The 20,091-nt window shown below is 67.7% G+C and carries 19 protein-coding genes and 6 pseudogenes; 8 read left to right on the top strand and 17 right to left on the bottom strand.

Annotated elements, in window-relative coordinates:
- Nucleotides 1-116 precede the first annotated feature (116 nt).
- Both ACZ4EG_RS33285 and ACZ4EG_RS33280 read right to left on the bottom strand, forming a co-directional pair.
- A complete protein-coding gene (locus ACZ4EG_RS33285) occupies nucleotides 117-323 on the bottom strand; it encodes a cold-shock protein (protein ID WP_361619219.1) in 207 nt (68 codons plus the stop codon).
- Between the two features lie 142 nt (nucleotides 324-465).
- Nucleotides 466-814, bottom strand: a pseudogene (locus tag ACZ4EG_RS33280) (transposase); the annotation flags it as partial.
- A gap of 150 nt (nucleotides 815-964) precedes the next feature.
- Here ACZ4EG_RS33280 and ACZ4EG_RS33275 point away from each other — a divergent pair.
- The gene (locus ACZ4EG_RS33275; RefSeq protein ID WP_467793272.1) at nucleotides 965-1,108 is read left to right on the top strand and encodes a hypothetical protein; all 144 of its coding nucleotides are present in this window, start codon (nucleotides 965-967) and stop codon (nucleotides 1,106-1,108) included.
- Between the two features lie 13 nt (nucleotides 1,109-1,121).
- On the opposite strand, the gene ACZ4EG_RS33270 is transcribed toward ACZ4EG_RS33275, so the two are convergent.
- From ACZ4EG_RS33270 to ACZ4EG_RS33260, 3 genes and pseudogenes are all read right to left on the bottom strand, one after another.
- A complete protein-coding gene (locus ACZ4EG_RS33270; RefSeq protein ID WP_467793271.1) occupies nucleotides 1,122-1,649 on the bottom strand; it encodes an HIT family protein in 528 nt (175 codons plus the stop codon).
- A 259-nt stretch (nucleotides 1,650-1,908) separates the two neighbouring features.
- Complete coding sequence (locus ACZ4EG_RS33265; RefSeq protein ID WP_467793270.1) at nucleotides 1,909-2,853, bottom strand: CU044_5270 family protein; 945 nt, start codon at nucleotides 2,851-2,853, stop codon at nucleotides 1,909-1,911.
- Nucleotides 2,850-3,609: pseudogene (locus ACZ4EG_RS33260) on the bottom strand (RNA polymerase sigma factor). The gene ACZ4EG_RS33265 and the pseudogene ACZ4EG_RS33260 overlap by 4 nt, the downstream one beginning before the upstream one ends.
- A 477-nt stretch (nucleotides 3,610-4,086) precedes the next feature.
- On the opposite strand from ACZ4EG_RS33260, the pseudogene ACZ4EG_RS33255 reads away from it, so the two are divergent.
- Nucleotides 4,087-4,173: pseudogene (locus ACZ4EG_RS33255) on the top strand (hypothetical protein); the annotation flags it as partial.
- Between the two features lie 224 nt (nucleotides 4,174-4,397).
- On the opposite strand, the gene ACZ4EG_RS33250 reads toward ACZ4EG_RS33255, so the two are convergent.
- Together ACZ4EG_RS33250 and ACZ4EG_RS33245 are read right to left on the bottom strand one after the other, a co-directional pair.
- Nucleotides 4,398-4,619, bottom strand: coding sequence for a helix-turn-helix domain-containing protein (locus tag ACZ4EG_RS33250; RefSeq protein ID WP_467793269.1), 222 nt, complete (start codon nucleotides 4,617-4,619; stop codon nucleotides 4,398-4,400).
- Nucleotides 4,619-5,104: a DUF2975 domain-containing protein gene (locus tag ACZ4EG_RS33245; protein ID WP_467793268.1), complete on the bottom strand. Its 486-nt coding sequence runs from the start codon at nucleotides 5,102-5,104 to the stop codon at nucleotides 4,619-4,621. Before ACZ4EG_RS33245 ends, ACZ4EG_RS33250 begins: the two co-directional genes overlap by 1 nt.
- A gap of 266 nt (nucleotides 5,105-5,370) precedes the next feature.
- Here ACZ4EG_RS33245 and ACZ4EG_RS33240 point away from each other — a divergent pair, with 266 nt between their 5' ends.
- Nucleotides 5,371-5,562 (top strand): cold shock domain-containing protein, encoded by a 192-nt coding sequence (locus tag ACZ4EG_RS33240; RefSeq protein ID WP_467793267.1) that lies wholly within the window; start codon nucleotides 5,371-5,373, stop codon nucleotides 5,560-5,562.
- Nucleotides 5,563-5,869: 307 nt separating this feature from the next.
- Here ACZ4EG_RS33240 and ACZ4EG_RS33235 read toward each other — a convergent pair whose 3' ends face one another.
- Together ACZ4EG_RS33235 and ACZ4EG_RS33230 are read right to left on the bottom strand one after the other, a co-directional pair.
- The gene (locus tag ACZ4EG_RS33235) at nucleotides 5,870-7,093 is read right to left on the bottom strand and encodes a branched-chain amino acid ABC transporter substrate-binding protein (protein WP_453552851.1); all 1,224 of its coding nucleotides are present in this window, start codon (nucleotides 7,091-7,093) and stop codon (nucleotides 5,870-5,872) included.
- 448 nt (nucleotides 7,094-7,541) lie between these two features.
- Nucleotides 7,542-8,174, bottom strand: a complete 633-nt coding sequence (locus ACZ4EG_RS33230; protein WP_467793266.1) for an alpha-ketoglutarate-dependent dioxygenase AlkB — start codon at nucleotides 8,172-8,174, stop codon at nucleotides 7,542-7,544.
- Nucleotides 8,175-8,275: 101 nt separating this feature from the next.
- Here ACZ4EG_RS33230 and ACZ4EG_RS33225 point away from each other — a divergent pair.
- The 3 genes and pseudogenes from ACZ4EG_RS33225 to ACZ4EG_RS33215 all read left to right on the top strand — a co-directional run bounded on the left by ACZ4EG_RS33225 (nucleotide 8,276) and on the right by ACZ4EG_RS33215 (nucleotide 10,846).
- Nucleotides 8,276-9,098, top strand: a pseudogene (locus tag ACZ4EG_RS33225) (transposase).
- Between the two features lie 90 nt (nucleotides 9,099-9,188).
- Entirely contained in the window at nucleotides 9,189-9,413 is a 225-nt protein-coding gene (locus tag ACZ4EG_RS33220) for a hypothetical protein (protein WP_453552855.1), read from the top strand.
- A 581-nt stretch (nucleotides 9,414-9,994) separates the two neighbouring features.
- Nucleotides 9,995-10,846 (top strand): IS5 family transposase, encoded by an 852-nt coding sequence (locus ACZ4EG_RS33215; protein ID WP_467793265.1) that lies wholly within the window; start codon nucleotides 9,995-9,997, stop codon nucleotides 10,844-10,846.
- A gap of 207 nt (nucleotides 10,847-11,053) precedes the next feature.
- On the opposite strand, the gene ACZ4EG_RS33210 is transcribed toward ACZ4EG_RS33215, so the two are convergent.
- Entirely contained in the window at nucleotides 11,054-11,815 is a 762-nt protein-coding gene (locus ACZ4EG_RS33210) for a maleylpyruvate isomerase family mycothiol-dependent enzyme (RefSeq protein ID WP_467793264.1), read from the bottom strand.
- 159 nt (nucleotides 11,816-11,974) lie between these two features.
- Here ACZ4EG_RS33210 and ACZ4EG_RS33205 point away from each other — a divergent pair.
- A pseudogene (locus ACZ4EG_RS33205) lies at nucleotides 11,975-12,738 on the top strand (IS5 family transposase).
- 55 nt (nucleotides 12,739-12,793) lie between these two features.
- Here ACZ4EG_RS33205 and ACZ4EG_RS33200 read toward each other — a convergent pair.
- From ACZ4EG_RS33200 to ACZ4EG_RS33170, 7 genes and pseudogenes are all read right to left on the bottom strand, one after another.
- Complete coding sequence (locus ACZ4EG_RS33200; RefSeq protein ID WP_467793263.1) at nucleotides 12,794-13,393, bottom strand: hypothetical protein; 600 nt, start codon at nucleotides 13,391-13,393, stop codon at nucleotides 12,794-12,796.
- Between the two features lie 137 nt (nucleotides 13,394-13,530).
- Complete coding sequence (locus ACZ4EG_RS33195) at nucleotides 13,531-13,683, bottom strand: hypothetical protein (protein WP_453552866.1); 153 nt, start codon at nucleotides 13,681-13,683, stop codon at nucleotides 13,531-13,533.
- Nucleotides 13,684-13,884: pseudogene (locus ACZ4EG_RS33190) on the bottom strand (transposase); the annotation flags it as partial. It lies immediately after the preceding gene.
- A 1-nt stretch (nucleotide 13,885) separates the two neighbouring features.
- Nucleotides 13,886-14,290, bottom strand: a complete 405-nt coding sequence (locus ACZ4EG_RS33185; protein ID WP_467793262.1) for a transposase — start codon at nucleotides 14,288-14,290, stop codon at nucleotides 13,886-13,888.
- Between the two features lie 212 nt (nucleotides 14,291-14,502).
- Nucleotides 14,503-15,168, bottom strand: a complete 666-nt coding sequence (locus tag ACZ4EG_RS33180; protein WP_467793261.1) for a helix-turn-helix transcriptional regulator — start codon at nucleotides 15,166-15,168, stop codon at nucleotides 14,503-14,505.
- A 130-nt stretch (nucleotides 15,169-15,298) separates the two neighbouring features.
- Nucleotides 15,299-19,063, bottom strand: a complete 3,765-nt coding sequence (locus ACZ4EG_RS33175; RefSeq protein ID WP_467793260.1) for a P-loop domain-containing protein — start codon at nucleotides 19,061-19,063, stop codon at nucleotides 15,299-15,301.
- Nucleotides 19,064-19,085: 22 nt separating this feature from the next.
- Nucleotides 19,086-19,514, bottom strand: coding sequence for a hypothetical protein (locus ACZ4EG_RS33170; protein WP_467793259.1), 429 nt, complete (start codon nucleotides 19,512-19,514; stop codon nucleotides 19,086-19,088).
- A gap of 143 nt (nucleotides 19,515-19,657) precedes the next feature.
- Between ACZ4EG_RS33170 and ACZ4EG_RS33165 the strand changes: the two genes are divergently transcribed.
- On the top strand, nucleotides 19,658-20,047 hold the full coding sequence (locus tag ACZ4EG_RS33165) for a trypco2 family protein (RefSeq protein ID WP_467793258.1): 390 nt from the start codon (nucleotides 19,658-19,660) through the stop codon (nucleotides 20,045-20,047).
- The last annotated feature ends 44 nt before the right edge of the window (nucleotides 20,048-20,091 follow it).

Genomic DNA, 20,091 nt, shown 5'->3' with positions numbered 1-20,091 from the left:
TCCCCCACATTCGGGTGCCGTCCCAACCTGAAGCCGGACACTGTGGGCGAATCAGCAGCCGGGGCTCCGTCCCAGCGACCTCACGGCCGGGACGGAGCCCCTACGCCCCGGCAGAGTTACGTCTGTCGAAGAACGTTTTCCGCCTGCGGTCCCTTCGGCCCCTGCGTCACCGTGTACTCGACCCTGTCGCCCTCGTACAGCTCCTTGAACCCAGTGGACTGGATGGCCGAGAAGTGGACGAATACGTCCGGTCCGCCGTCATCCTGCTGGATGAACCCGAAGCCCTTATCGGCGTTGAACCACTTCACTACGCCTGTTGCCATCGGTATGTATCTCTCCTTCAACGCCGCCGCACGAGCGACACCCAGGGCCGAGGCAGCCCGCTGCTGCCTGGCTTCACCATTGAATACCCCTCATGGAGTGGATCTCCAAGCATCGGCAGACAGCGATTCGCCAACAGCGTCAGTACTGCCGGGTCACCCCCACCGATGCCCTGCCGCACTTGAGGAACGACACGTCGTCGACCACCCACACCATGCGGACCCACCGCCCCGCACAGACACTCGGCGATCCATCGCCTGACCGGCAGCGGACCCCAGGGCGACTGGTTCACGAGCTGCTGCAGGGCCTGCATGTTCCCATCCGACAAACGCTCGGCCATCGGCTGGATCGACTTACGTCGCCCGCCCAGCATCGGACCTCGCAGATATCGCCCGCCCCACCCACGCTGGTCCCGGCGCGGCAGCGAGGCGAACACATCAGCAACGAACTCCGATAACTCACCCCGGAGCCGTTCCACCTCCCCAAGCTGCATACCGCCAACATCCCGCTGGCCAGCTGAGATCGGAAGATCTGACGAAGCACGACCAGGAACTGTCCGGGCGATCACCCCCATCGCTTACTGGCCAGTACCGTCGGTTCCGGGCGAGATGGCCGGGCTGTAGGGTCCAGGAGTGAGGTGATCATGGTTGATCGCGGCTGGCACGACGACGGTGACTACCACGACGCAGCGGTCACCATCGTCGCGCTGCTGGCGACCCCGGAAGCGGCCCGTCCCTCCGTCCCCGCGGCCATCCCTGACATCGTTCCGCTGCGACGGACTCCCTGACGTCCACTGACCGTCACTGATCACCGGGCCCGCCGACCCGACGGTCGGCGGGCCCGCACCCTCTGGCCATCGAACCCAGCCGGTCCAGTTCGCTGCCGATCGCATCCCGCAGCACATCGTGCTGGGAGCCGAGCCTGAACCGTTTGTCACTCCAGCGGTCACGCGGATAGAGCCACACCGGCTTGCTCACCAGCTCGGCCGGCTCCCACTCGAACCGCGGCCAGACGTGGGCATGCAGGAACGGGTCCGTGTTGCCGAGGATTTCCAGGTTGACCCGGCGGAAGCCGGTGTCCATCCGGCGACAGGCCCGCTCAACCGCTTCTCCCAGTTGATCCATGTCGGACAGAAACGACAGTCGTTTGGCCCTCGGCAGGTCAGACAGCCGCTGAACACCCAGTTCGTCTGCGAGGAGAAGCGAGTACCCGGGCAGGAACTGAACGTCGCCGATCACCGCGAAGCCAGACTCAAGTCGCCGCAGCACAGTCGGGTTCTCGCCCCGCAGAGCAGCCCCGATCCGGTCCGTCCGCCAGTCACCGCTCATGGACCGAGCCTACCCATGAGTGATCAAGACGTGCTCTTCGCTCCCCACCCTCCCCACTCACTTCGAGGACCAACCAAGTGAGGCGACGAGCGGCCCCGGCCGGCTTCAAGAATCGCCATCAGTCCTCGACGTCCCGCTGAGCTGAACCGTCCCGGCACCGGGCGGCGGTACGCGATTCCACCTGACGACCTCACGCGCGCCGCCACCTGGCACCCGCCCAACCGGGCGAGGGGCCGTTGCCTCACTACCTGACCAGGTCTCAGTTGCCTGGCGTCTCACTGATCTTGTCGACGACTGCGGTGTCGAGCAGGGCCTCCTCGTCCGTGCCCAGGTAGCTGAGCGACTTCTTGTCGAAGACCCATACAGCTCGGTCGTCGCCGTTCTTGAAGCTCAGGCCGATACCTGGGCGGCCGGCGTAGTCTTTGACGTCCTCGACCACCGAGACGCCGGGTATCTTCGCCGCGGCGCGGTAGAGCGCCGCGTCCACCTCGGGAAGCAGCGTCGCGTCGGCGAGCATGTCGCCGATCTTCTCCAGCGCCGCGCCCCGGTTGATCGACTTCTTGTCTTTCGTGTCGGCATAGATCTTGTCGAGCAACGCGTCGGGGTCGGTGGGCAGCGCCTGCAGCTCCCGGAATGTGGTGACATTCGGGTCGGGGCTCAGCTTCATGTCCTTTGTGCCCTTGGCGTACGAGGAGAACGGGTCCCGCGGACGGGGCGGCGGGCCCGACAGCACCGTGATCCGGCGGAGTCCCGACCGCTTGCCGTCGACGGCGGTCCAGTTCGACTCGCGCAGGATCCGAATGTCGTTGTCCGAGAACTTCATGAAGCCCTTGGTCCGGACGTAGACATACTGGTCGTCGCGGACGGCCACGGCCTTCTTCGAGGCGGCGACCGCGGCGATGCGGTTCAGAAGATCGACCGCCTTCGGATCGCTTGTGGCAGTACCGGATCCGACGGCGCCGACGACGACCGTGGCAGTGACTGCGGCGACTGCCGCAACGGGCACGGCGATCATCGCGAACCGGAGGCGGGGGGCGGGCTCGGGCGCCCCGGGCGCCGTCGCGATCTCCCGGGAACCCTGGGATTCCTTGGTGAGCTCTCGCATCAGATGGTCCTTCAACAGGTCATGGCGGTCGCTCGTCAGGACCGGTTCACCCGGGCTCGGCACCAGCCTGGCCAGTTCTTCGCGCTCTTCGGGATTCATCGGTGCTTCTCCTGTGTCGACCGGGCCGTTTTGGGACGGCCACCCGATACCTGTCCGGTGCGCGGCCCGAGTCTCGAATCTTCTTTCTTCAGCGGGTCTTCCGGCTGTATGCGGGCACTTGGTGCCTGCAGGCTCTGCGGTGGCCGCCTGCCGGACGTATGCCGGGCCAACTCCGCCTCCGACAAGCGCCGTAGGCGTTGCCTTGCCCGGGAGAGCCGCGACCGTACGGTGCTGGCCGGTACGCCGAGGGCCTCACCCGCGGCGTCGTAACTCAGTCCCGACCAGACGCACAGGGCGAACACCCTCGCGCTCGGCTCGTCGGAGTCGGCCGAGCGCCGTGCGGGCAGCGGCGAGGCGTTCGGCGTTCTCCATGCGGCCGACCACTTCATCCGCGAAGTCGGGCACGCTGTCGAGGTCCGCCGGGCGGTCCGGGAGCCGGGCGAGCGCGGCGCTGTGCCGGCGGGCGGCTCGGCGGGTGTTGCGCAGGACGTTGGTGGTGATGCCGTAGAGCCAGGGACGCAGGCCATCACCGTCGGGTCTCCCGGCGTCTCCTTCGATGGCCGTGGCATCGGGTCTCAACTTCTCCCGCAGCCGCCATGCCTCCAGGAAGGTCAGGGACACCACGTCCTCGGCGGCGCCTCGGTCTCCGGTCAGCCGGGCGGCGTGGCTGTACACGGCGCGGGCATGCGCACCGAACAGCTCGGCAAAGGCCTCCGGGTCACCGGCCCGTATCCGCTCACGTAAGGAAAGCTCCACAACCAGCCCTGTCCGCTCGCTGCTTGTCGTCTCTGTGGCGGTGATCACATCCGGGTGTGGATCCTTCCGGGACGGCACGGCCGTGCCATCAGGCCGACACCCTGCCCGGGCCCCTTTGTTCGGCAACTCATTCGATCTTCGAGCGTTCGCCCCATTTCGTCGACTCGCCCTGTCGATGGTGTCCCGCCGGGGACACCGTTGGCGAATTCGGCGGTGGTCACCACATATGACCTTGCGGTGGCGGGATGATGGCTGGAGCGACGTGGGGGCGCGAGCGTGACGTGATCGTGGTGTCGCTGTGTCCGCGTCTGCCGGGCGAGGTTCCGGCCCAGATCGCCGAGGTGGCCCGGGCGTTCCCGAAGGGCTGTTTGTGCATGCGGACCCGGGAGGAGCTCGGACCGCTGTCACCGACAAGGACTTCGTGGATCTTTTCCCGCAGCGTGGTCAACCCGCCTGCCACCACATCAGTTGGCGCTCGTGTCAGTGCTGCAGTTCACGGAGGGGCTGTCGGACCGCCACGCAGCGGCTGCCCTGCACGGGCACATCGACTGGAAGCTTCTTCTGGGGCTGGAGCTGACCGATCCCGGGTTCGACTGCTCCGTGCTCGGCGAGTTCCGGGACCGACTGGTGGCTGACCGAGCGTCCCGGCGTGTGCTGGACCTGGTCCTGGATCGGCCGCGGGAGGCGGGCCTGCTGGTACGGCCCGGCGGCCAGCGCACGGATTCCACGCATGTCCTGGCCGCGGTGCGTCGGCTGAACCGGCTGAACCACGCTCGCCCTGAAGCACGTCATCCGCCCGCGGCGTCCTCGGCCTCCCAACGCAGCAGGTCGCCCGGCTGGCACTCGAGCACCTCGCAGAGCGCGGCAAGCGTAACGAAGCGCACCGCCTTGGCGCGGCCGTTCTTGAGTACCGCCAGGTTGGCGGGCGTGATCCCTACGCGGTCCGCGAGCTCGCCCACGGACATCTTCCGCCTGGCCAGCATCACGTCGATGTCGACGGCGATCGCCATCAGATCACCTCGTCCAACTCGGCCTGCATCCGCGTCGCTTCGACGTCGCGTGCGACGGCCTGGGCGAGCAGCATCCGCAGCAGGAGCACGATGAGCGCGACCCCCAGGATGGCCACGCCGATCCCGCCCATGATGAGGGTGACGCCCGGGTCGTCCCGCTGGCCTGGCGCGTTGAGGGCCGTGACCGCGAACCATACGAGGGCTGCCGCCACGATCGCGGCGATCACGCCGTCCACGTACCGGAAGGCGGCGTGGGAGAACACGGTTCCGTGTCGCACCATCGTCACCAGCCGCCATACGCAGACCAGCGCGACCTGGGCCGACACCATGCCCAGGATCGTGATCACGCGCAGCGGGGTCAGCGGAAGCGACCCGTCCTCCGGGTCGGTGGCCAATGCCCACACCATCAATGCCTGTACGAACACGGTGCCGGCTAGCACCACCACGAGCACGGCACGCAGCGCACGCACTGTCAGCTTTCCCATACCCCGTCCTTCCATCGAGTTGCGATGGGAATCTATCGAGTTTCGATAGATACAACAATGGCTGGGACGGAGGGTGGGCGGCGGTTTCGCACGGTGTCGGGACGCCGCCACCCCTCCCATGGCATAACGGTCACGCGAACCGTCTTGATCTTGTCGAAGTCGACCCCGCTTGAGCGCAAATCGGACGCCACCCGACTACGCCGAAGCCCTGGGGTCAGCAGTGCCCGGATGCCCGCAACTGGGAGATCGCCCTCAGCGGAGCCCTTATGTCGCCGAAGCGTTCCTGCTCCAGCTCCCGGGCAAGCTCCATCGCGCAGGACGGGGGCGGCCCCGAGGCCTTCGCGCACTACTCCAACATCAGCGGAAGCGGCTTCCGTGAGCTCCAGGAAGGCCGGGCCGTCACCTTAGACATCACCCAGGCCCAGGGCCGCTGCTCAGGGCAGTGGTCCAGTCGGTGACGATCGCGCGCTGCGCGGCAGTCAGGGTGTTGGGGTCGCCGCCGAGCTGCAGGCTGATCACGTGGTCGTACTCGGCATCCCCCATCCGGCCCGTGGAGCCGTAGCAGGCGGCGTTCAGCGTCTTCTCCCTGCCGGTGACGGAGGCGCGCCCGGCTGGCGCGGCCGCAGTACGGGCGAGGCCGGGCTGCCCCGTCCCGCATGGGGAAGAGCAGCCCGGTCTCGTGTCGTTGCGGGCGAACGGCCGACGCCTGCCCGGAAGCGCGAGACGTGCCGGGTCGCCCGCGGCTCGCCCAGTGACCGGGTTCGGTCAGCCGGTGAACGTGCCGGTGGTCTCGGCCTTCCAGGCACCGCCCTTGACCTTGTAGACGGTGAGCTGCTTGTTGGTGGCGTCGCCGTACTCGTCGAAGGAGACCTTGCCCATGACCCCGTCGAAGGAGACCTTCTGCAGGGCCTCGGTGACCTTGGCGCGGGCGTCGGAGGGCAGCTTTGCGTCCTTGGCCACGGCCTTCACTGCCTGGATGATCGCCCAGGCGGAGTCGTAGGAGAAGCCGCCGTAGGCGCCGTACGCCTCCTTGTACCCGGCCGCCCTGTAGTCCGCGATGAACTTCTTCGCGGAGGGCAGGCTCTCGACGGGCGCACCGACCGAGGTGGCCAGGTCGCCGTCGCCGCGCGGGCCGGTGAGCTTGAGGTACTCGTCGCTGTAGATCGCGTCGCCGCCGATGAGCGGGATCGCGGCGCCCGCCTTCTTGACCTGTGCGCTGAGCGGGCCGGCCGCCGGGTACTCACCGCCGTAGTAGACGACGTCCGCGCCCGAGTTCTTGATCTTGGTGGCGACGGCCGAGAAGTCCTTGGCGTCGGGGTTGACGTGGTCGTTGCCGACCACCGTGCCGCCGAGCTTCTTGAAGTGGGCGGAGAAGGTCGCGGCCAGGCCGGCGCCGTAGGTCTTCTTGTCGTCGACGACGAAGACCTTCTTCTTCTTGGCGGTGTTGTACAGGTACTCGGCGGCGTACGGGCCCTGGATCGCGTCCGTGGTCGCGGTGCGGAAGTACGTCTTGAACGGCCGGACCTTCTCGCCCGTGTCCCACTTGTCACCCTGGGTGAGGGCGGGGTTGGTGTTCACCGAGACCTCGGGCACCTGGGCGGCGTCGAAGACGTTCTGCATGGACTGGGCCACGGAGGAGTTCAGCGGGCCGACGACGCCGAGCACGCTCGTGTCGGCGACGAGCTTGGTGGCGTTCTGCTGGCCGGAGGACGGCTGGGCCTGGTCGTCGAGCGCCACGACCTTGAAGGTGACGCCCGGCACCTCCTTGTTCTTGTTGGCCTGGTTCACGGCGAGGTCGACCGAGTTCTTCATACCGAGGCCGAGAGCCGACAGGTCCCCGGTCAGAGGGGCGTCGAATCCGATGGTGACGACCGTGGAACCGCCGGAGGGGTCGTCGGCTGATCCTGCGTCACGGGAACCGCACGCCGTGAGCGAGAGTGCTCCAGCGGCGAACGCGGCGGTGACAGCTATGAGAGAACGCTTGCGCACGATCGGTCCTTTCCCTTCGAGGCGCATGCCGCATCGCCGGGGTCCTCCGGCGCAGCGGCTGGCGTGACCTTAGATGCCGTCCGCCGAAACCAGCAGAAGGGACGAAGCGATGTGATTCTCTTGTTATGGGCTGGTCGGGCGGGGGCTCCGCTACGCGAGCCCGACGACGGTCGCAGCACGGTACTGGAAGAACGCGACCGGGGTGTGTCGATGGCGGCCTGGCGATGGCTGCGGCGCCCCGGCCATCGGAGTCGGCGTGGCCGCGATCGGCGCCACCCACATCGACGAGACGAGCAAGTCCGTCGTGGCCTTCACGTCCTACGTCTTCGTCTGCTCTGCATGTGACTTGGACGTGGAGAACGAGGAGCTCTGGGAGCTTGTGCCGCATCAGGCAGCGTTGGCCGTGTGGAGAGTGTGGGTGGACGGTCTGATGCTGGTTCGGTGGGAACTACTTGCCGGGATGCAGCAGGGTGCGGAAGGTCACCGACACGCGTCGGCCGCGTGGGACACGGCCGGTGGTTCCGGGATCACTCTTGCGCGCGGCGATGGCATGGCGCCAGGTGTAGCGGGCCGGGCCGGTCATGACCAGCAGGCTGCCCGGTGCGAGCGGCACTGCCAGCTTCGCGCCGTCCTCGGGATTGGTGAAGTCCATGAGGCAGCCTGAGCCCAGTGAGACCGCGGCGATGACCGGACCGAAGCAGGGCAGGCAGTCGACGTGGGCGCTGATCCCCTGCCCCGGCTGGTACTCGTTGACGATCACCTGCTCCGCCTCCTGGTCCATCAGGCCCTCACGCGCGAGGCGCGCGGCTGCCTCACGGGCCCATGCGGGTAGCGGCGGCGCGGCGGCCTGCCGGTCGCCTGCGACGCTGCGACGGCCGTAGTCGTACTGGTGGCCGTAGTGCTGCACCCGCCGCTTCAACTGTGCCGACCACGCCGCGGCGTCGATGTCCGAGAGCAGTGCCTGGCAGGCGTCGGGGGTGAGCCAGTCGGCGATGTACTTGAGGCCCGGCACCGCAACGGGGGGCTGGGGTCGGGATATGGCATCGATGCCCAGGGAAAGCTGGCCGGAAGTCTCAGACATGCCCCGAACAGTAGCCAGTCCTGCGCGACGTCTTCGCGAGCGGAGGAGGCCGAACACGGCGGTTACGGCCGCGGAGCGGACGGCTCGGGGAAGCTGTGCGGATGGCTGAACGGGGGCGGGTACGGGAGATCGATGACGACGAGGGTCGGCGCCTGCTGTGGATCGTGCGCCGGGGCACCGGTTCGGTGGTGACCTTGCGGCGGGCCCAGATGGTGCTGTTATCCGCTCAGGGCAGGCCGGTGGCGAAGATCGCCGAGGTGACGTTCACCAGCCCGGACCGGGGCGGGGATGTGATCCACGACTTCAATGTCGACGGCTTCAACTCGCTCTACCCAAGTACAAAGGCGGTCGGCCCAAGACCTTCACCCTTCCCGAACGCCGCGAGATCAAGAAGATCACCAAGTCCAAGCCGATCGAGCACGGCCTGCCGTTCTCGACCTGGAGTCTGGCCAATTGGCCGGCTTCCTGGTCGCCGTGGGGGTGGTCGACGACATCAGCCACGAGGGCCTTCGGCCCCTGCTCCGCGAGGACAGCGTCTCGTTTCAACGCGTGAAGACCTGGAAGGTCTCAGGCGACCCCGATTTCAAGTTCTGCCGCTACCTGCGCGGCCTCTACCCGCCCGGGATCCGGATCGCAATCGTGCTCGACAACTTCTCCCCGCACCCGAGCACGAGGAAGGACGCCCGGGCCAGCGACTGGACCGCAGCCGACAACGTCGAATTCGCCTACACACCGACCAACAGCTCGTGGCTGAACCGGATCGAGGCCCGGTTCACCGCCCCGCGCTACTTCACCCTCGACGGCACCGACCATGCCAGCCACGAGGAGCAGAGCAGCATGATCCGCCGCTACATCATCTGCCGGAACAAGTACGCCGCAGACGAACGCCTACGCGAGATCGTGAACAGGGCGAACGTTGCCTGATACGGCACTGGACCCCGCCGTCCCAGTTGGGTAGGAATCGATGGTCACGCGTCCGTCTTGGCCGTCCGCGCTGTTTCCTACACTCACGGGATGAACAACTACACGTGCACCTATTGCGGCACCGTCGGTCTGGCCGAGGGTTTCATCGAGGACGCCGGCGAGAACTCGCGCGGGTACGCGCGCTGGATCGAGGGCGCGTTGGAGCGGGGGATTTTCGGGGGTGCCAAGCGGATGGGCCGGCCCCGGCGGCAGATAGAGGCGTTCCGCTGCCCCAAGTGCGGGCACCTCGAGCTGTTTGCCACCGGCGCGGTGTAGTTGGCCCTCGTTGTCACGACAGCCGGGTCAGAGCTGCTTGCTGTTCGCTCCTTAGACTACGAAGGCCAGGTTGGCGACGGGAACCCTTCGAGCGTCCCAAGGCCACGGCTGGCTGCAGATGGGCGCCGGTCCCCGGCCGCGGACGCCTGCGGGCCTTCGCACTGGGCGATACAACGCGCTGGACGAGCACCGCCCGCGCAATGGGACCGGTCGGGCCCTGCGGTCGGGCGGAGAGGGTCTTGGGGCCCTGGCTCTGGCTCACCTGCGGCAGCGTCACGGCACCAGCTCCAAGACGGCCTTGACGGCCTCTCGCCCGCGGGAGGACACCTGCGCGTGAACGCCCCGCGCCTCATCGACCAGTACGTCGCCCGAGTCACCGCCGGGCCGGACTGCGCGACGACCGACGAAGTCGGCGTCGTCACCGGTAACCTGACCGCTCGCCACCCCTCGGCACCGGAAGAGCCCGCCTGCCCCGCCCCTCTCACACCACCGGGACGGGGCTAAGAGAGCATCTGATCTACGTAATTGGTAGTCAGGGATGATTCTGTGAACGGCCGGTGTAGGTGGTCATTGGACGAGGTGTGAGTGCGCGTCGTCCCTACCGCAGTGATGTGTCCGATGCCCGGTGGGCTCTGATGGAACCGGTCTTCACCGCCTGGCAGGCCGGAAGGACCGGGCCGGGCACCGTGGCCCGGGTGCACGATCTGCGAGAAATCGTCAACGCGATCCTCTACGTCAACCGCACCGGCATCCCGTGGGAGTACCTGCCGCACGACTTGCCGCCGTACAAGACCGTCTACGACTACTACGCGAAGTGGGAAGCCGACGGCACCACCCAGCAGGTCCACGACCTGTTACGCGACAAGACCCGTCGCGTGCACGGCCGCAGCGTCGGGCCCACCGCGGCCGTGGTCGACGCACAGAGCGTGAAGACCTCGCCCAACATGGCCGAGACCAGCCAGGGCATCGATGCCAGCAAGAAGATCAAGGGCCGTGGACGGCATCCGATCACCGACACCCTCGGCCTCGTCCTGGCCGTCCTGGTCACCGCCGCGAACATGCACGACACCATCGGCGGCAAGCACTTGCTCGACGACCTGGCGGCAGAACATCCCGGCGTCACCAAGGTCTGGGCCGACGGCGGCCACCAGAGCAGCATCCTCAACCACGGCGCCGGATACGGCATCGACGTGGAGGTGGTGCGGCGAACCCGGGCGAAGGGGTTCGAGCCACTTCCCAAGCGTTGGGTGATCGAGCGGACCTTCGGCTGGCTGATGCAACACCGCCGCCTGGCACGGGACTACGAAGCACTGCCGCAGAGATCTCGCACGATGATCCACTGGGCCATGGCCAACAAAATGTCCCGCGAACTGACGGGAGAATCCACACCAACCTGGCGAATCGAAACGGACATCCCGATCACAACATCGTGAACAGTGATCAGATGCCCTCTAAGAGCACCTAACAGAAAGCCTGGGCGTAGCCATATCCCCTTCCTGGCTGAGTCGGCAGTGCTGCGGGAGACGCTCGGGCCCGAGCTGTACGAGTCCGTACTGGCCGTCGCCGCGCGGAGGCGGAGCTGTTCGCGATGTTCACCGACGCGGACGTCATCGAGGCCGTCCGCTGGCGGTATTGACTGGCTACTCCTCGGGCTCCCAGGCGATCAGCTGCTCGAACACCTGCTGGTCGCCGTCGATCTTCAGGTCGCTCAGCGTGAGGCGGCCCCAGACGAAGAGGAGCAGCTGCTCGGCCGTGCCCGTGGCCGAAGCGGAGGCGGGCGCGGCGTCGTCCGTGAGGGGTGCGGGCCAGGCGCCGATGCCGTCCAGCGCGAGGAGCCAGGAGCGGCCCTCGGTGGCGTGGTAGTGGATGGTGGCGGCCTCGTGCGGCCAGGCCGCCGGGGTGGAGTTGCAGGTGTCGAGAAACTCGGCCACGCCGTCGATCGCGACGTCCGCCGGCATCGGCTGCACGGCGCCTGCGGCGAGCTGGGCGTCGTAGGTGTGCACCAGCACCTCGTGCACCCGGCGCCGGGCAACGCCCCAGGCATTCGCCGGCGACACGCCGGCGCCCCACCACGCCCAGCACTCGCGCTCCGGGCCAGCCTCGCGCAGCGCACTCAGCAGCAGCTCGTTCGACTCGGCGTACCAGGCCAGCAGCGCCTCGAGCTCGCGCGGCACCTCTGCGGCATCCTTGGCCGGCGGAGCCTCGGCCGGGCCCGCGGCGACGATCGCGGCCCACCAGCGCTGGCCCGTACCCAGGTGCTGCACCAGATCGAACAACGTCCACTCGGGGCAGGACGGCACCGGCGCGTCAAGGCTGGGCGCGGCGGCAACCGCACTCCGGAACGCGGCCGACCGCTCGTCGATCATTTGCAGCAGGGCCGAATACTCAAGACTCTCTGTCACATCGCTTACCTATCACCCCAGCTCAGCCGACCGCACCCTATTTTCCAGGCCGTCAGCTGCGGGAGTTAGAGCACCTAATAGAAAGCCTGGTCGTAGCCATATCCCCTTCCTGGCTGGCTCGTTGCACGAGTCATGGGGAAGGGGAACGGTCCTCCGTGGATGGTGCCGGATGACCTGTGGGGGCGGATCGAGCCGTTGCTGCCGGTCAGGCAGCGGCGTCCGCGCATCCCGGCCGGCTGCCACTGGACGACCGTGGTTGCCTGCAGGGCATCCTGTTCGTGCATCACACCGGGATCCAGTGGGAGTGGCTGCCGCAGGAGCTCGGCTTCGGGTCCGGGATGACGAGGCCGGGGTGTGGGACCGGCTGCACCAGGTGCTGCTGACCGAGCTGCACCGTGCCGGGAAGCTGGACTGGTCCCGGGCGGTGATCGACGGCTCCCACCACCAGGCCCGTCGGGGCGGCCCAAAACCGGGCCGAGCCCGGTCGACCGTGCCCGGCCCGGCTCGAAGCACCACGTCATCACCGACGCAGGCAGCACCCGCTCGCCATCACCCTGACCGGTGGCAACCGCCACGACATCACCCAGCTGCTGCCCTTGCTCGACGCGATCCCGCGGATCCGCGGAGTGACCGGTCGCCCCCGTCACCGGCCGCGGCAGTTGTTCGCCGACCGGGGCTACGACTTCGACAAGTACCGCCGGCTCCTGTGGAAGCGCGGCATCAAGCCGGTCATCGCCCGACGCGGAGTTCCGCACAGCTCCGGCCTGGGCTCGGTCCGTTGGGTAGTCGAGCGGACGAACGCGTGGATCCACGGCTTCCGACGGCTACGGATCCGCTGGGAGATCCGCGACGACATCCACGAGGCGTTCCTGAAGCTCGCCTGCTGTGTGATCACCTACAGGCGAGTCCAGGCATTGTGTTAGCTCCTCTAAGAGCTCGTAACACAATCTTGTGGCCTCAGAGGCGGAGCACCGAAGCTCACTTCTCGGGGTCGGACCAAGTCGCCACAAGTGCTCGCCGGTCTGGAAAGCGGGGACCGGAGACTATCTCCTGGGTGGGTTCACCGTTGAGCCAGCACACTTGCTCAGGGGCGCCGTCGCCAGTGTCGAACAGACAGCACACTCCGCCGCTGTCGGCGGTGAGGTCGGTGAACACCTTCCTGATGTTGGCCGACCGTGCGAACAAGCGGCTCATCCCCGACGTCGCCGCCCAGCACTCCACCGACGTGTAGCCAGGGTGCAGGAGGGACTCGAACCGGATTGTCGCGTAGATGTACCCGATCTGGATGCGCCCGTCCGCGCCGGGTTCGGGGCCGTTCGTCTGCGCGTACTCACGCAGTGCATCATCGACGTCGAACATGAGGGACATGTCGAGCTCGAGCGTGCTGCTCGTGGAACAGTCGACCGGATCGCTCTTGAAATGGGACGTGAACGGGAGGACGAGCCGGTCACCGCCGGGCAGGGTGATCTCAAGCGGCGGCACGGCACGTGCCGGTGGCGCCAGCTCGGCCAGATTGGCCAACGCCCTGGTGACATTCCGCGGACGCAGATAGATGTCGTAACCGTAGATCAGCCCCACCCTTCCCCCCTTGTCCCGGATCGAACGGTACTTTCTCATGACCCGCCCCATGGGCGCCTGCCGGTTTAGGAGAGGTACGCCGGCCCGGTACCGCAGTGGTTTCCCGCTGCTGCCTTCCTGCGTGAGTTCTTCGAACTTCAGCTGGCCGTTTTGCCCCGCACCCGGCGTCGTTCCCATCGGACGGTGAGGCGTTTGAACTGGTGGAGCAGGGCGAAGGTCTGCTCGACGACGTAGCGGAGCTTGCCCGGGCCCTGGATGTTCGGGACGCCCTTGCGGGAGATCACCAGCACGATCCGGTGTTTGCGCAGTTCACGACGGACGGCCCGGGAGTCGTACGCCTTGTCGCACAGCAGGGCGTCGGGGCGTCGGCGGGGATGGCCCGGACGTCCGGCGACGGGCGGAATGCCGTCGACGAGGGCGAGGGTCTGGGTGATGTCGTTGACGTTCGCCGCGGTGGTGATGGCCCGGGCAGGGTACCTTTCCCGTCGCAGATCAGGTGATGTTTGCTGCCCGTCTTGCGCCGGTCGACCGGCGACGGGCCGGTCGCGGCTCCCCCCTTTTTTTCGCGCGGATGTGGGAGCCGTCCACGCAGGCGCGGGACCAGTCGAGCTCGCCGGACGCGTTCAGTTTCGCGAGCAGAATGCGGTGCAACTGGTCGAAGACTCCTCGCTGTTGCCAGCGATCCAGACGCCGCGAGCAGGTCTGTCGGGAGCCGAAGTCCAGCTCCAGGGACAGGAGTTGCCAGGCGAGGTCCTGGTGCAGGACGTACAGGATGCCCTGCAGGGACAACCGGTCCGGCACCGGTCTCGGTCCCGGCGACTGCTCGGGCCAGGGTAGCAGCAATGGTTCGATCAGCGCCCACAAGCCGTCGTCCACAATCCACGGCCGATTCGTCACACCCACCCGAACGGTCAGATCGTCACAACAGTCACGCCCGAGCGGGGCACTTCAACAAGATCCTGTTACGAGCTCCAAGCGCCTAACGGACGAGACGACACCTACCTGGCGAGGAACCTCTTGAAATATAAAGGGAAATTGGCCTACTTCAAACGCGCCCGGCGATGTGCGCGGCACGGTGGACGACCCGTTCAGCTGCGGGGCCATACCGGTCACAGGTCGATCGGGAGAGCAGTGAGCTCGGCGCGTGAGCTGACGCCCAACTTGGAGTAGCAGTTCCGCAAGTGAAACTCGACGGTGCGTGGACTGACGAACAGCTGCGCGGCCGCGTCCCTGTTTGACAGGCCCCGCCGGACCAGGGCGGCGACCTGGCACTCCTGCGGGGTCAGCTCGGTGGCGGTGGTGGCGTCGCGGCGACGACGGTCGGGCAGCCGACGCGAATCGGCGTGCGCGACGAGTGCCCGCTGGAAGTGGGTCTCGGCGTCGCCGTCGTCGGCGAGCAGGGCGCGGCCGTGCTCGCCGACCGCGGTCGCGGCCGGCAGACCGGTGCCCGCGGCGAACCGCTCCAGCTCGGTCAGCCAGACGCAGGCGAGGTCGGGGCGGTCGCTGCGGACGGCGGCGCCGAACAGGTCGAGGGCGGCCAGGCGGCGCCACGCCGGCCCTTCGATCTGTTCGAGGTGGTGCAGCGCGGTCGTCGGCTGCGCGGCCGCACGCAGCCCGCGGCCCGCGGCCCCAGAGCGCCAGGTCGGCGACGAGGCGGTCGCTGATGCCGACCGGGTGGTTCTTCCGAATCTGTCACGGCGGCGGGGACGCCGACCTCCACCACCAGCTCGGGTCCAGCCGGTCCATGGGTGTTCACCCGCGGCCGGGGCGAGCATCTCGCCGACGGTACGACCGGCGGCCTGCGGCCTGCGGCAGCGTGGTGCTGCGGCCGACGTACCGAAGACGCCCCATGGCGCCGTAGCGCCCGAGCGGCAGAGTGCCCGGGGCGGCGGGAAGCGGATGACGCTACGCCCCTGTCGCGCGGACCGTGAATCTGCTGTCGGACTGCGTGTGGACCGTGAACGTGAGGTCGGCATCCGCGAGGGAGGAAATCCAGTCTGCCGGCGCTGGAAGGGACAGGGTTGCCAACGCTTGTGGCTCGCCCGGCCGAACGGTCAGGGTCCACGCCGTCAACGCACCTGTGGCGTCGGCAGTGAGGGCGAGTGTTCCTCTCTCGTCGATCGCACAACCGGTGACGTCGCTGCGATGCGCCTGCCACTGCAGCAGGTCACCGGGGTCCGGACTGCGCCACACCAGTACGGTGCCGTCGGGTGTGCCGATGATGCCGTGGTGGCCTTCGGAGGACATCGCCATGGTCTCCGGGACGAATTGCTCGTCGAGCGCCAGCAGAGGGCGCCCCGATGTCCAGTTCCAGGACCGCAGACTCTGGGGCCAGACGGCCAGCAGAGTCTGCCCGGCTGCCAGTAGCCGTGGCATTCCCGGCAGTCCGTCCTGAAAGCGTCTGAGGACTGAGCCTGTGTCGATGTCCCAGGTGGTGAACGTGCCGTCCAACTGGACTGCGAGGCCGGTATGGGCGTCGGGAAGTACCGTGGCTCGCACCGGCGCGTTGCGACGGGTGCCTTCGTCCGCGCAGGTGTGCACTGTGTGTTCGCAGTACGAGCCGAGGTCTCTCATGAAGTCGCCGACAGTGAAGGCGGCGAACGAGTCGGGACAGGCGCTGTACCAGTGGCCGTATTCGTGATCGTAGGTGAGCACCCGCTCATGGGTCTCCGTACGCCAGCATGCTTGGCCCCGGTGGAGGATGTCCTCCTCGAACAGGGCGTAGCGCTGCTGCCCGGTGTTGGTGTCCCACACCCGTATCGCGTCTTCGGCGACTGTGATCAGGGATTCGCCGTCCGGAGTGGCTTTGAGCTCGGTTACGCCGACATCGCCGAAGTCGATGTTCCGAGCCAGTTCCGTCGTGTCGGTGTCGGTGTCGGCGGCGTCGGAGGCTGGGGTCCGCGCCCGCTGGTCGGCACCTTGGGGATCCAGGCGCCAGACTCTCGCGTCCTGGTCAGCGGACGCGGTGACAGCGCGCAGGCCGTCTTTCGTCACCGCCACCCCGCAAAGCCGACTGTAGCGGCGGGGTGAGGTTTCCAGCACCTCGATGACGGCCTGGTGATGGATGTCGACGACCGCAAGCCTGCCATCGGCGAAGCCGACAAGAACGTGGTCTTCGTCGGGGGTGACCGCCCATGCGCACAGCTCGTGGAACTCGGTGTGCTCGCCTCGCCTCGACGTTGGGATGAAGGCCGATCGTTGATACGTGTCGAGGTCCCATGCCTCGACCGTGCCCGCCGTTGATATGGACAGCGCTGTGCGGCCGTCATCGATCAGCCGGAGCGCCGCAAGGCTGAACATGTCCCCCCGCAGCTCGACCACGGGGCGCTTGCGCTGGGGATCCCAGACCCGGATGCAATGGTCGAACGAACCAGCGGTGATGATCCGTCGGCCGTCCGGATGCAGTAAGCACTCCTCGACTTCCCAGCTGTGCGCGGTATACATACCTTCAAGCCGGAACTGCCTCTCTCGGCGCGCGCCCTTCTTGCCCAGCTTCCACAAGGTGACGGTCCCGCCGTTGGTGCCGTGGACCAGACGTCCGCGGTCCCAGTCGACGTCGAGGGCGGTTACGGCTGGATCAGGATCACGTCGGCCCTTCGGGGTCGGCACGCAGTCGTAGAGTACGTCGCCCGTGTGAATGTCCCAGATGCGGATGTGGCCGTCGCTCCAGCCGGTGGTGAGGCGGCCGCGGGACTCGTCCAGGCGCAGGACTCGTGCATGTGCCGGGAGCGCGGGGGCGAACTCGTGCCGCAGCATTCCGCTTGCTATGTCCCAGAGCCGAACGACATCCTCGTCTGCGGCCGTAACCGCGAAGCGGTTGCCTGCCGTCACGTGCCAGGGAACGCCGCGGTGCTCCAAGGCTGACAACTGACGTCCGGTCAGCAGGTCCCAGACGCGGGCGGTGTGGTCCCACGACGTGGTGATCGCGTGGCGGCTGTCATCCGTCACCGCCACCGCGGTGAGGTCCTCGGTGTGTCCGACCAGGGACAGTCGGTACAACGGAGACTCGGAGGTCGTGCCGCCCAGCACCCGCAGCCCACGCCACGCACTTCCGGTGCGAAAGAAGTCGATGGCCTCGACCAGGGCGGTTTCGCCCTGCGCGGCCGCCTCCAACTGGAGCTGGGACAAGAACGTGCCGGAGTCGTCGTCGAGTTCCAGCAGCACTCCGAGCTGCCTCGACAGCACCGACTGAAGCGGGTCGAGGGTTCGGGACAGCTCGCGCGTGGCACGCGCTGCCTGTTCCACGGCCACCACCAGGCTTTCGACCCCGTGCCGTGCCACCATGGCCACCAGATACGCAGGATCCTGCAGGGTGTCCATCAGCAGACGCACCAGATCGTCGCGTGTGCGCCCGTCGCTCTGCAGGGTGATGGCCTCCACCATGTGCTCCACCGCATGCCGCAGCGTCAGTGCGTCGCACTCCTCCCATCGGCGCACCCACGGTCGGACCAGCCCTTCCACGAGGTCAACGCCGGCTTCCGCCGCGTAGAGGTCCTGATCGGTGGTGGTGAGCAGATACGTGGTGAACGAGGCGTGGAACGGGCGGAACGGCCCGTGGGGGAAGGCACCTTGCAGATAGCGCGCGCAGACGCGCAGGGTGTCGTCGACTGTGGACACCCGCAGATCCGTAGCACGGGCAATCTGTTCGCGCGTCAGTCCCTCGCCGCGACCGAGGGTGAGTGCGGCCAGTACCGGTCGCATCTGCTCCGACCACCGGGCGGGGGCCCGGTTCCGTTCGCGTTGCAGGAAGCCGGCATAGATGTGGGCGAGGTCGGCGGGCAGAGCCTCGTGTCCGGCTCGGTCGGCCGACATGCGTCCGCTGAGGATGTCGTCGATGACGTACCGGGCGTAGAGGAAGTTTCCCCCGTCCACGCGGGCAATGCGCTGCGCCAGGTCCTCGGCGTGCGCGACTCGGCCGGTGAGCCGCGCCCGCGTGTAGTCGTACACATCACTGCTGCCCTCGGGCTCGTCGGTGACGAGGTCGAAGCGGCAGACACCACCCAGTTCCTGTTCGACCCGGCCGCGGCTGCTGGTGAGGATCATGCGCAGCCCCGGTACCGGATTTTCCGCCTCCACACCCAGCAGCGCACCCAGCGACATCACGCCCAGGGAACTCGCCGCTGCCTCGGCCTCGTTCAGAGCGTCGACGAGGAGAACCACTCGCCGGCCGTGCTGTTCATGCAGCCGCGTCAGCGGCCGGCGGATGATCTCGTCGTAGGCCCGGCGTGGGTTGCGGTCACCGAAGTTGATGACCACCGCCTGGACCGACACAACCGCTCCGGGAAGCGCCCGCACCTGCTGGCGCACGGAGATGTCGCCCGTACTGCGGCCCGCTTCCGTCAGCAACTGCGCACCGTAGCCAGGGACGTTCTCCGCCAGTTGCTCACCCAGACGTTCCAACACCCGCACCGGGTCGACCGAGGCGAAGGTGCGCTGGTCACAGAAGTTGGCCGCATCGATTCGGCAGTCCGTCCGGTTGACTCGGTCAACCCGAACGGTCCCCGCCGAAACCTGTAGGAGACGCTCGGCCAGGGCCGTCTTGCCGCAGCCCGGCCCAGCTGTGATCAACAACAGGGGCGAGGCGGACGTACGCAGCCAGGCCGCAATCTTGCGCATCGCCCAGCCGCGGCCGGAAAATTCGGCCGAACGCGCGACGACGTCCGACGGCATCGGACCGCCGTGCCCGACCGGTTCATGCGTCGGCATCGTCCACGCCGATGATCTCCGCGTGACCGTCCGTGCTCCCGATGTTCTGGTCGACGCTCACATCAGCGTTTCCCGTGCGCCTGGCTCCGAGCACCCGACCCGCGTTCAAACGCCGCACCGTCTGCTTCACCGTGACTCGGCGCGGGTGATCCGAGCCCGGTGGTCCGGAGCGCACCCACTCCAGCGCGGCCCACACGGCGACCATCACACCCAGCGCGACGACAAGCGCCACGTTGACATGACTGGTGAGGATGTTGGTCACTACACCGACGCCGACGGCGAGCACTACACACGCGGCGCCCTGAGCGCCTCGATGCATCGCGCCTCCTCCCCCGCCGCACGTGTCCGCGACACCCCGAACCCTGCCATGAGAACTGTCCTTCAAGTACGGATTTTTCGCCAGCACTTCGGCCATGCCGAGGCTCGGAGAATCGGCACGCGGACACTCTCCGGTTCTGGTCCGCCGGATCACCCGCTTCATGCCTCACGGGCACGGCGGTCGGCACAGCGTGACCGACCGTGTCCCGCGACTGCCCGTTTCGTCTGTGCGAGGGAGACGTGCGCTCTACGGTGGTGTCGGCGAAGTACGAGGCGGGACGGGAAGGGCGGGGTTCGGTGGACATTCCCTTGGTGAAGGCGGTCGCCGCGGTACGCGACGAGCTGATCGAGGCGGCGGGGGTGGGCGGCAACCACCCCGACCTGGTCTTCGCGGTCGGGCCCGTGGAGATGGAGTTCGAGGTGGAGATCCGGGCGGACGCGAAGGCGAAGGCGGGCTTCCGACTCTGGGCGGTCGGCGCGGACGCCGAGGCGGGTGTCTCCCGCGGCCGCACCCACCGCGTGTCGTTCACGCTCACCCCGCGCAAGGCCACCGGCGGTGACCTGCTCGTCAGCGGCGGCATCGACCGGCCGGCCGGGCCCGGGAACACGGCGGACCGCATCCCGGACTGATCCGGATCTCAGGGCCGGTTGAGGGGCTGCCCCGCACCGCTTCT

Source organism: Streptomyces sp. NPDC025638, from assembly GCF_055558775.1.
The sequence above is the reverse complement of the archived record's forward strand: the minus strand, read 5'-3'. Positions and strand labels throughout refer to the sequence as shown.

Coding starts and splice junctions, on each gene's coding strand:
- ACZ4EG_RS33285 (WP_361619219.1), bottom strand. CDS start 323: ATGGCAACAGGCGTAGTGAAGTGGTTCAACGCCGATAAGGGCTTCGGG.
- ACZ4EG_RS33275 (WP_467793272.1), top strand. CDS start 965: ATGGTTGATCGCGGCTGGCACGACGACGGTGACTACCACGACGCAGCG.
- ACZ4EG_RS33270 (WP_467793271.1), bottom strand. CDS start 1,649: ATGAGCGGTGACTGGCGGACGGACCGGATCGGGGCTGCTCTGCGGGGC.
- ACZ4EG_RS33265 (WP_467793270.1), bottom strand. CDS start 2,853: ATGAATCCCGAAGAGCGCGAAGAACTGGCCAGGCTGGTGCCGAGCCCG.
- ACZ4EG_RS33250 (WP_467793269.1), bottom strand. CDS start 4,619: ATGGCGATCGCCGTCGACATCGACGTGATGCTGGCCAGGCGGAAGATG.
- ACZ4EG_RS33245 (WP_467793268.1), bottom strand. CDS start 5,104: ATGGGAAAGCTGACAGTGCGTGCGCTGCGTGCCGTGCTCGTGGTGGTG.
- ACZ4EG_RS33240 (WP_467793267.1), top strand. CDS start 5,371: ATGTCGCCGAAGCGTTCCTGCTCCAGCTCCCGGGCAAGCTCCATCGCG.
- ACZ4EG_RS33230 (WP_467793266.1), bottom strand. CDS start 8,174: ATGTCTGAGACTTCCGGCCAGCTTTCCCTGGGCATCGATGCCATATCC.
- ACZ4EG_RS33220 (WP_453552855.1), top strand. CDS start 9,189: ATGAACAACTACACGTGCACCTATTGCGGCACCGTCGGTCTGGCCGAG.
- ACZ4EG_RS33180 (WP_467793261.1), bottom strand. CDS start 15,168: ATGCTCGCCCCGGCCGCGGGTGAACACCCATGGACCGGCTGGACCCGA.
- ACZ4EG_RS33175 (WP_467793260.1), bottom strand. CDS start 19,063: ATGCCGTCGGACGTCGTCGCGCGTTCGGCCGAATTTTCCGGCCGCGGC.
- ACZ4EG_RS33170 (WP_467793259.1), bottom strand. CDS start 19,514: ATGGCCGAAGTGCTGGCGAAAAATCCGTACTTGAAGGACAGTTCTCAT.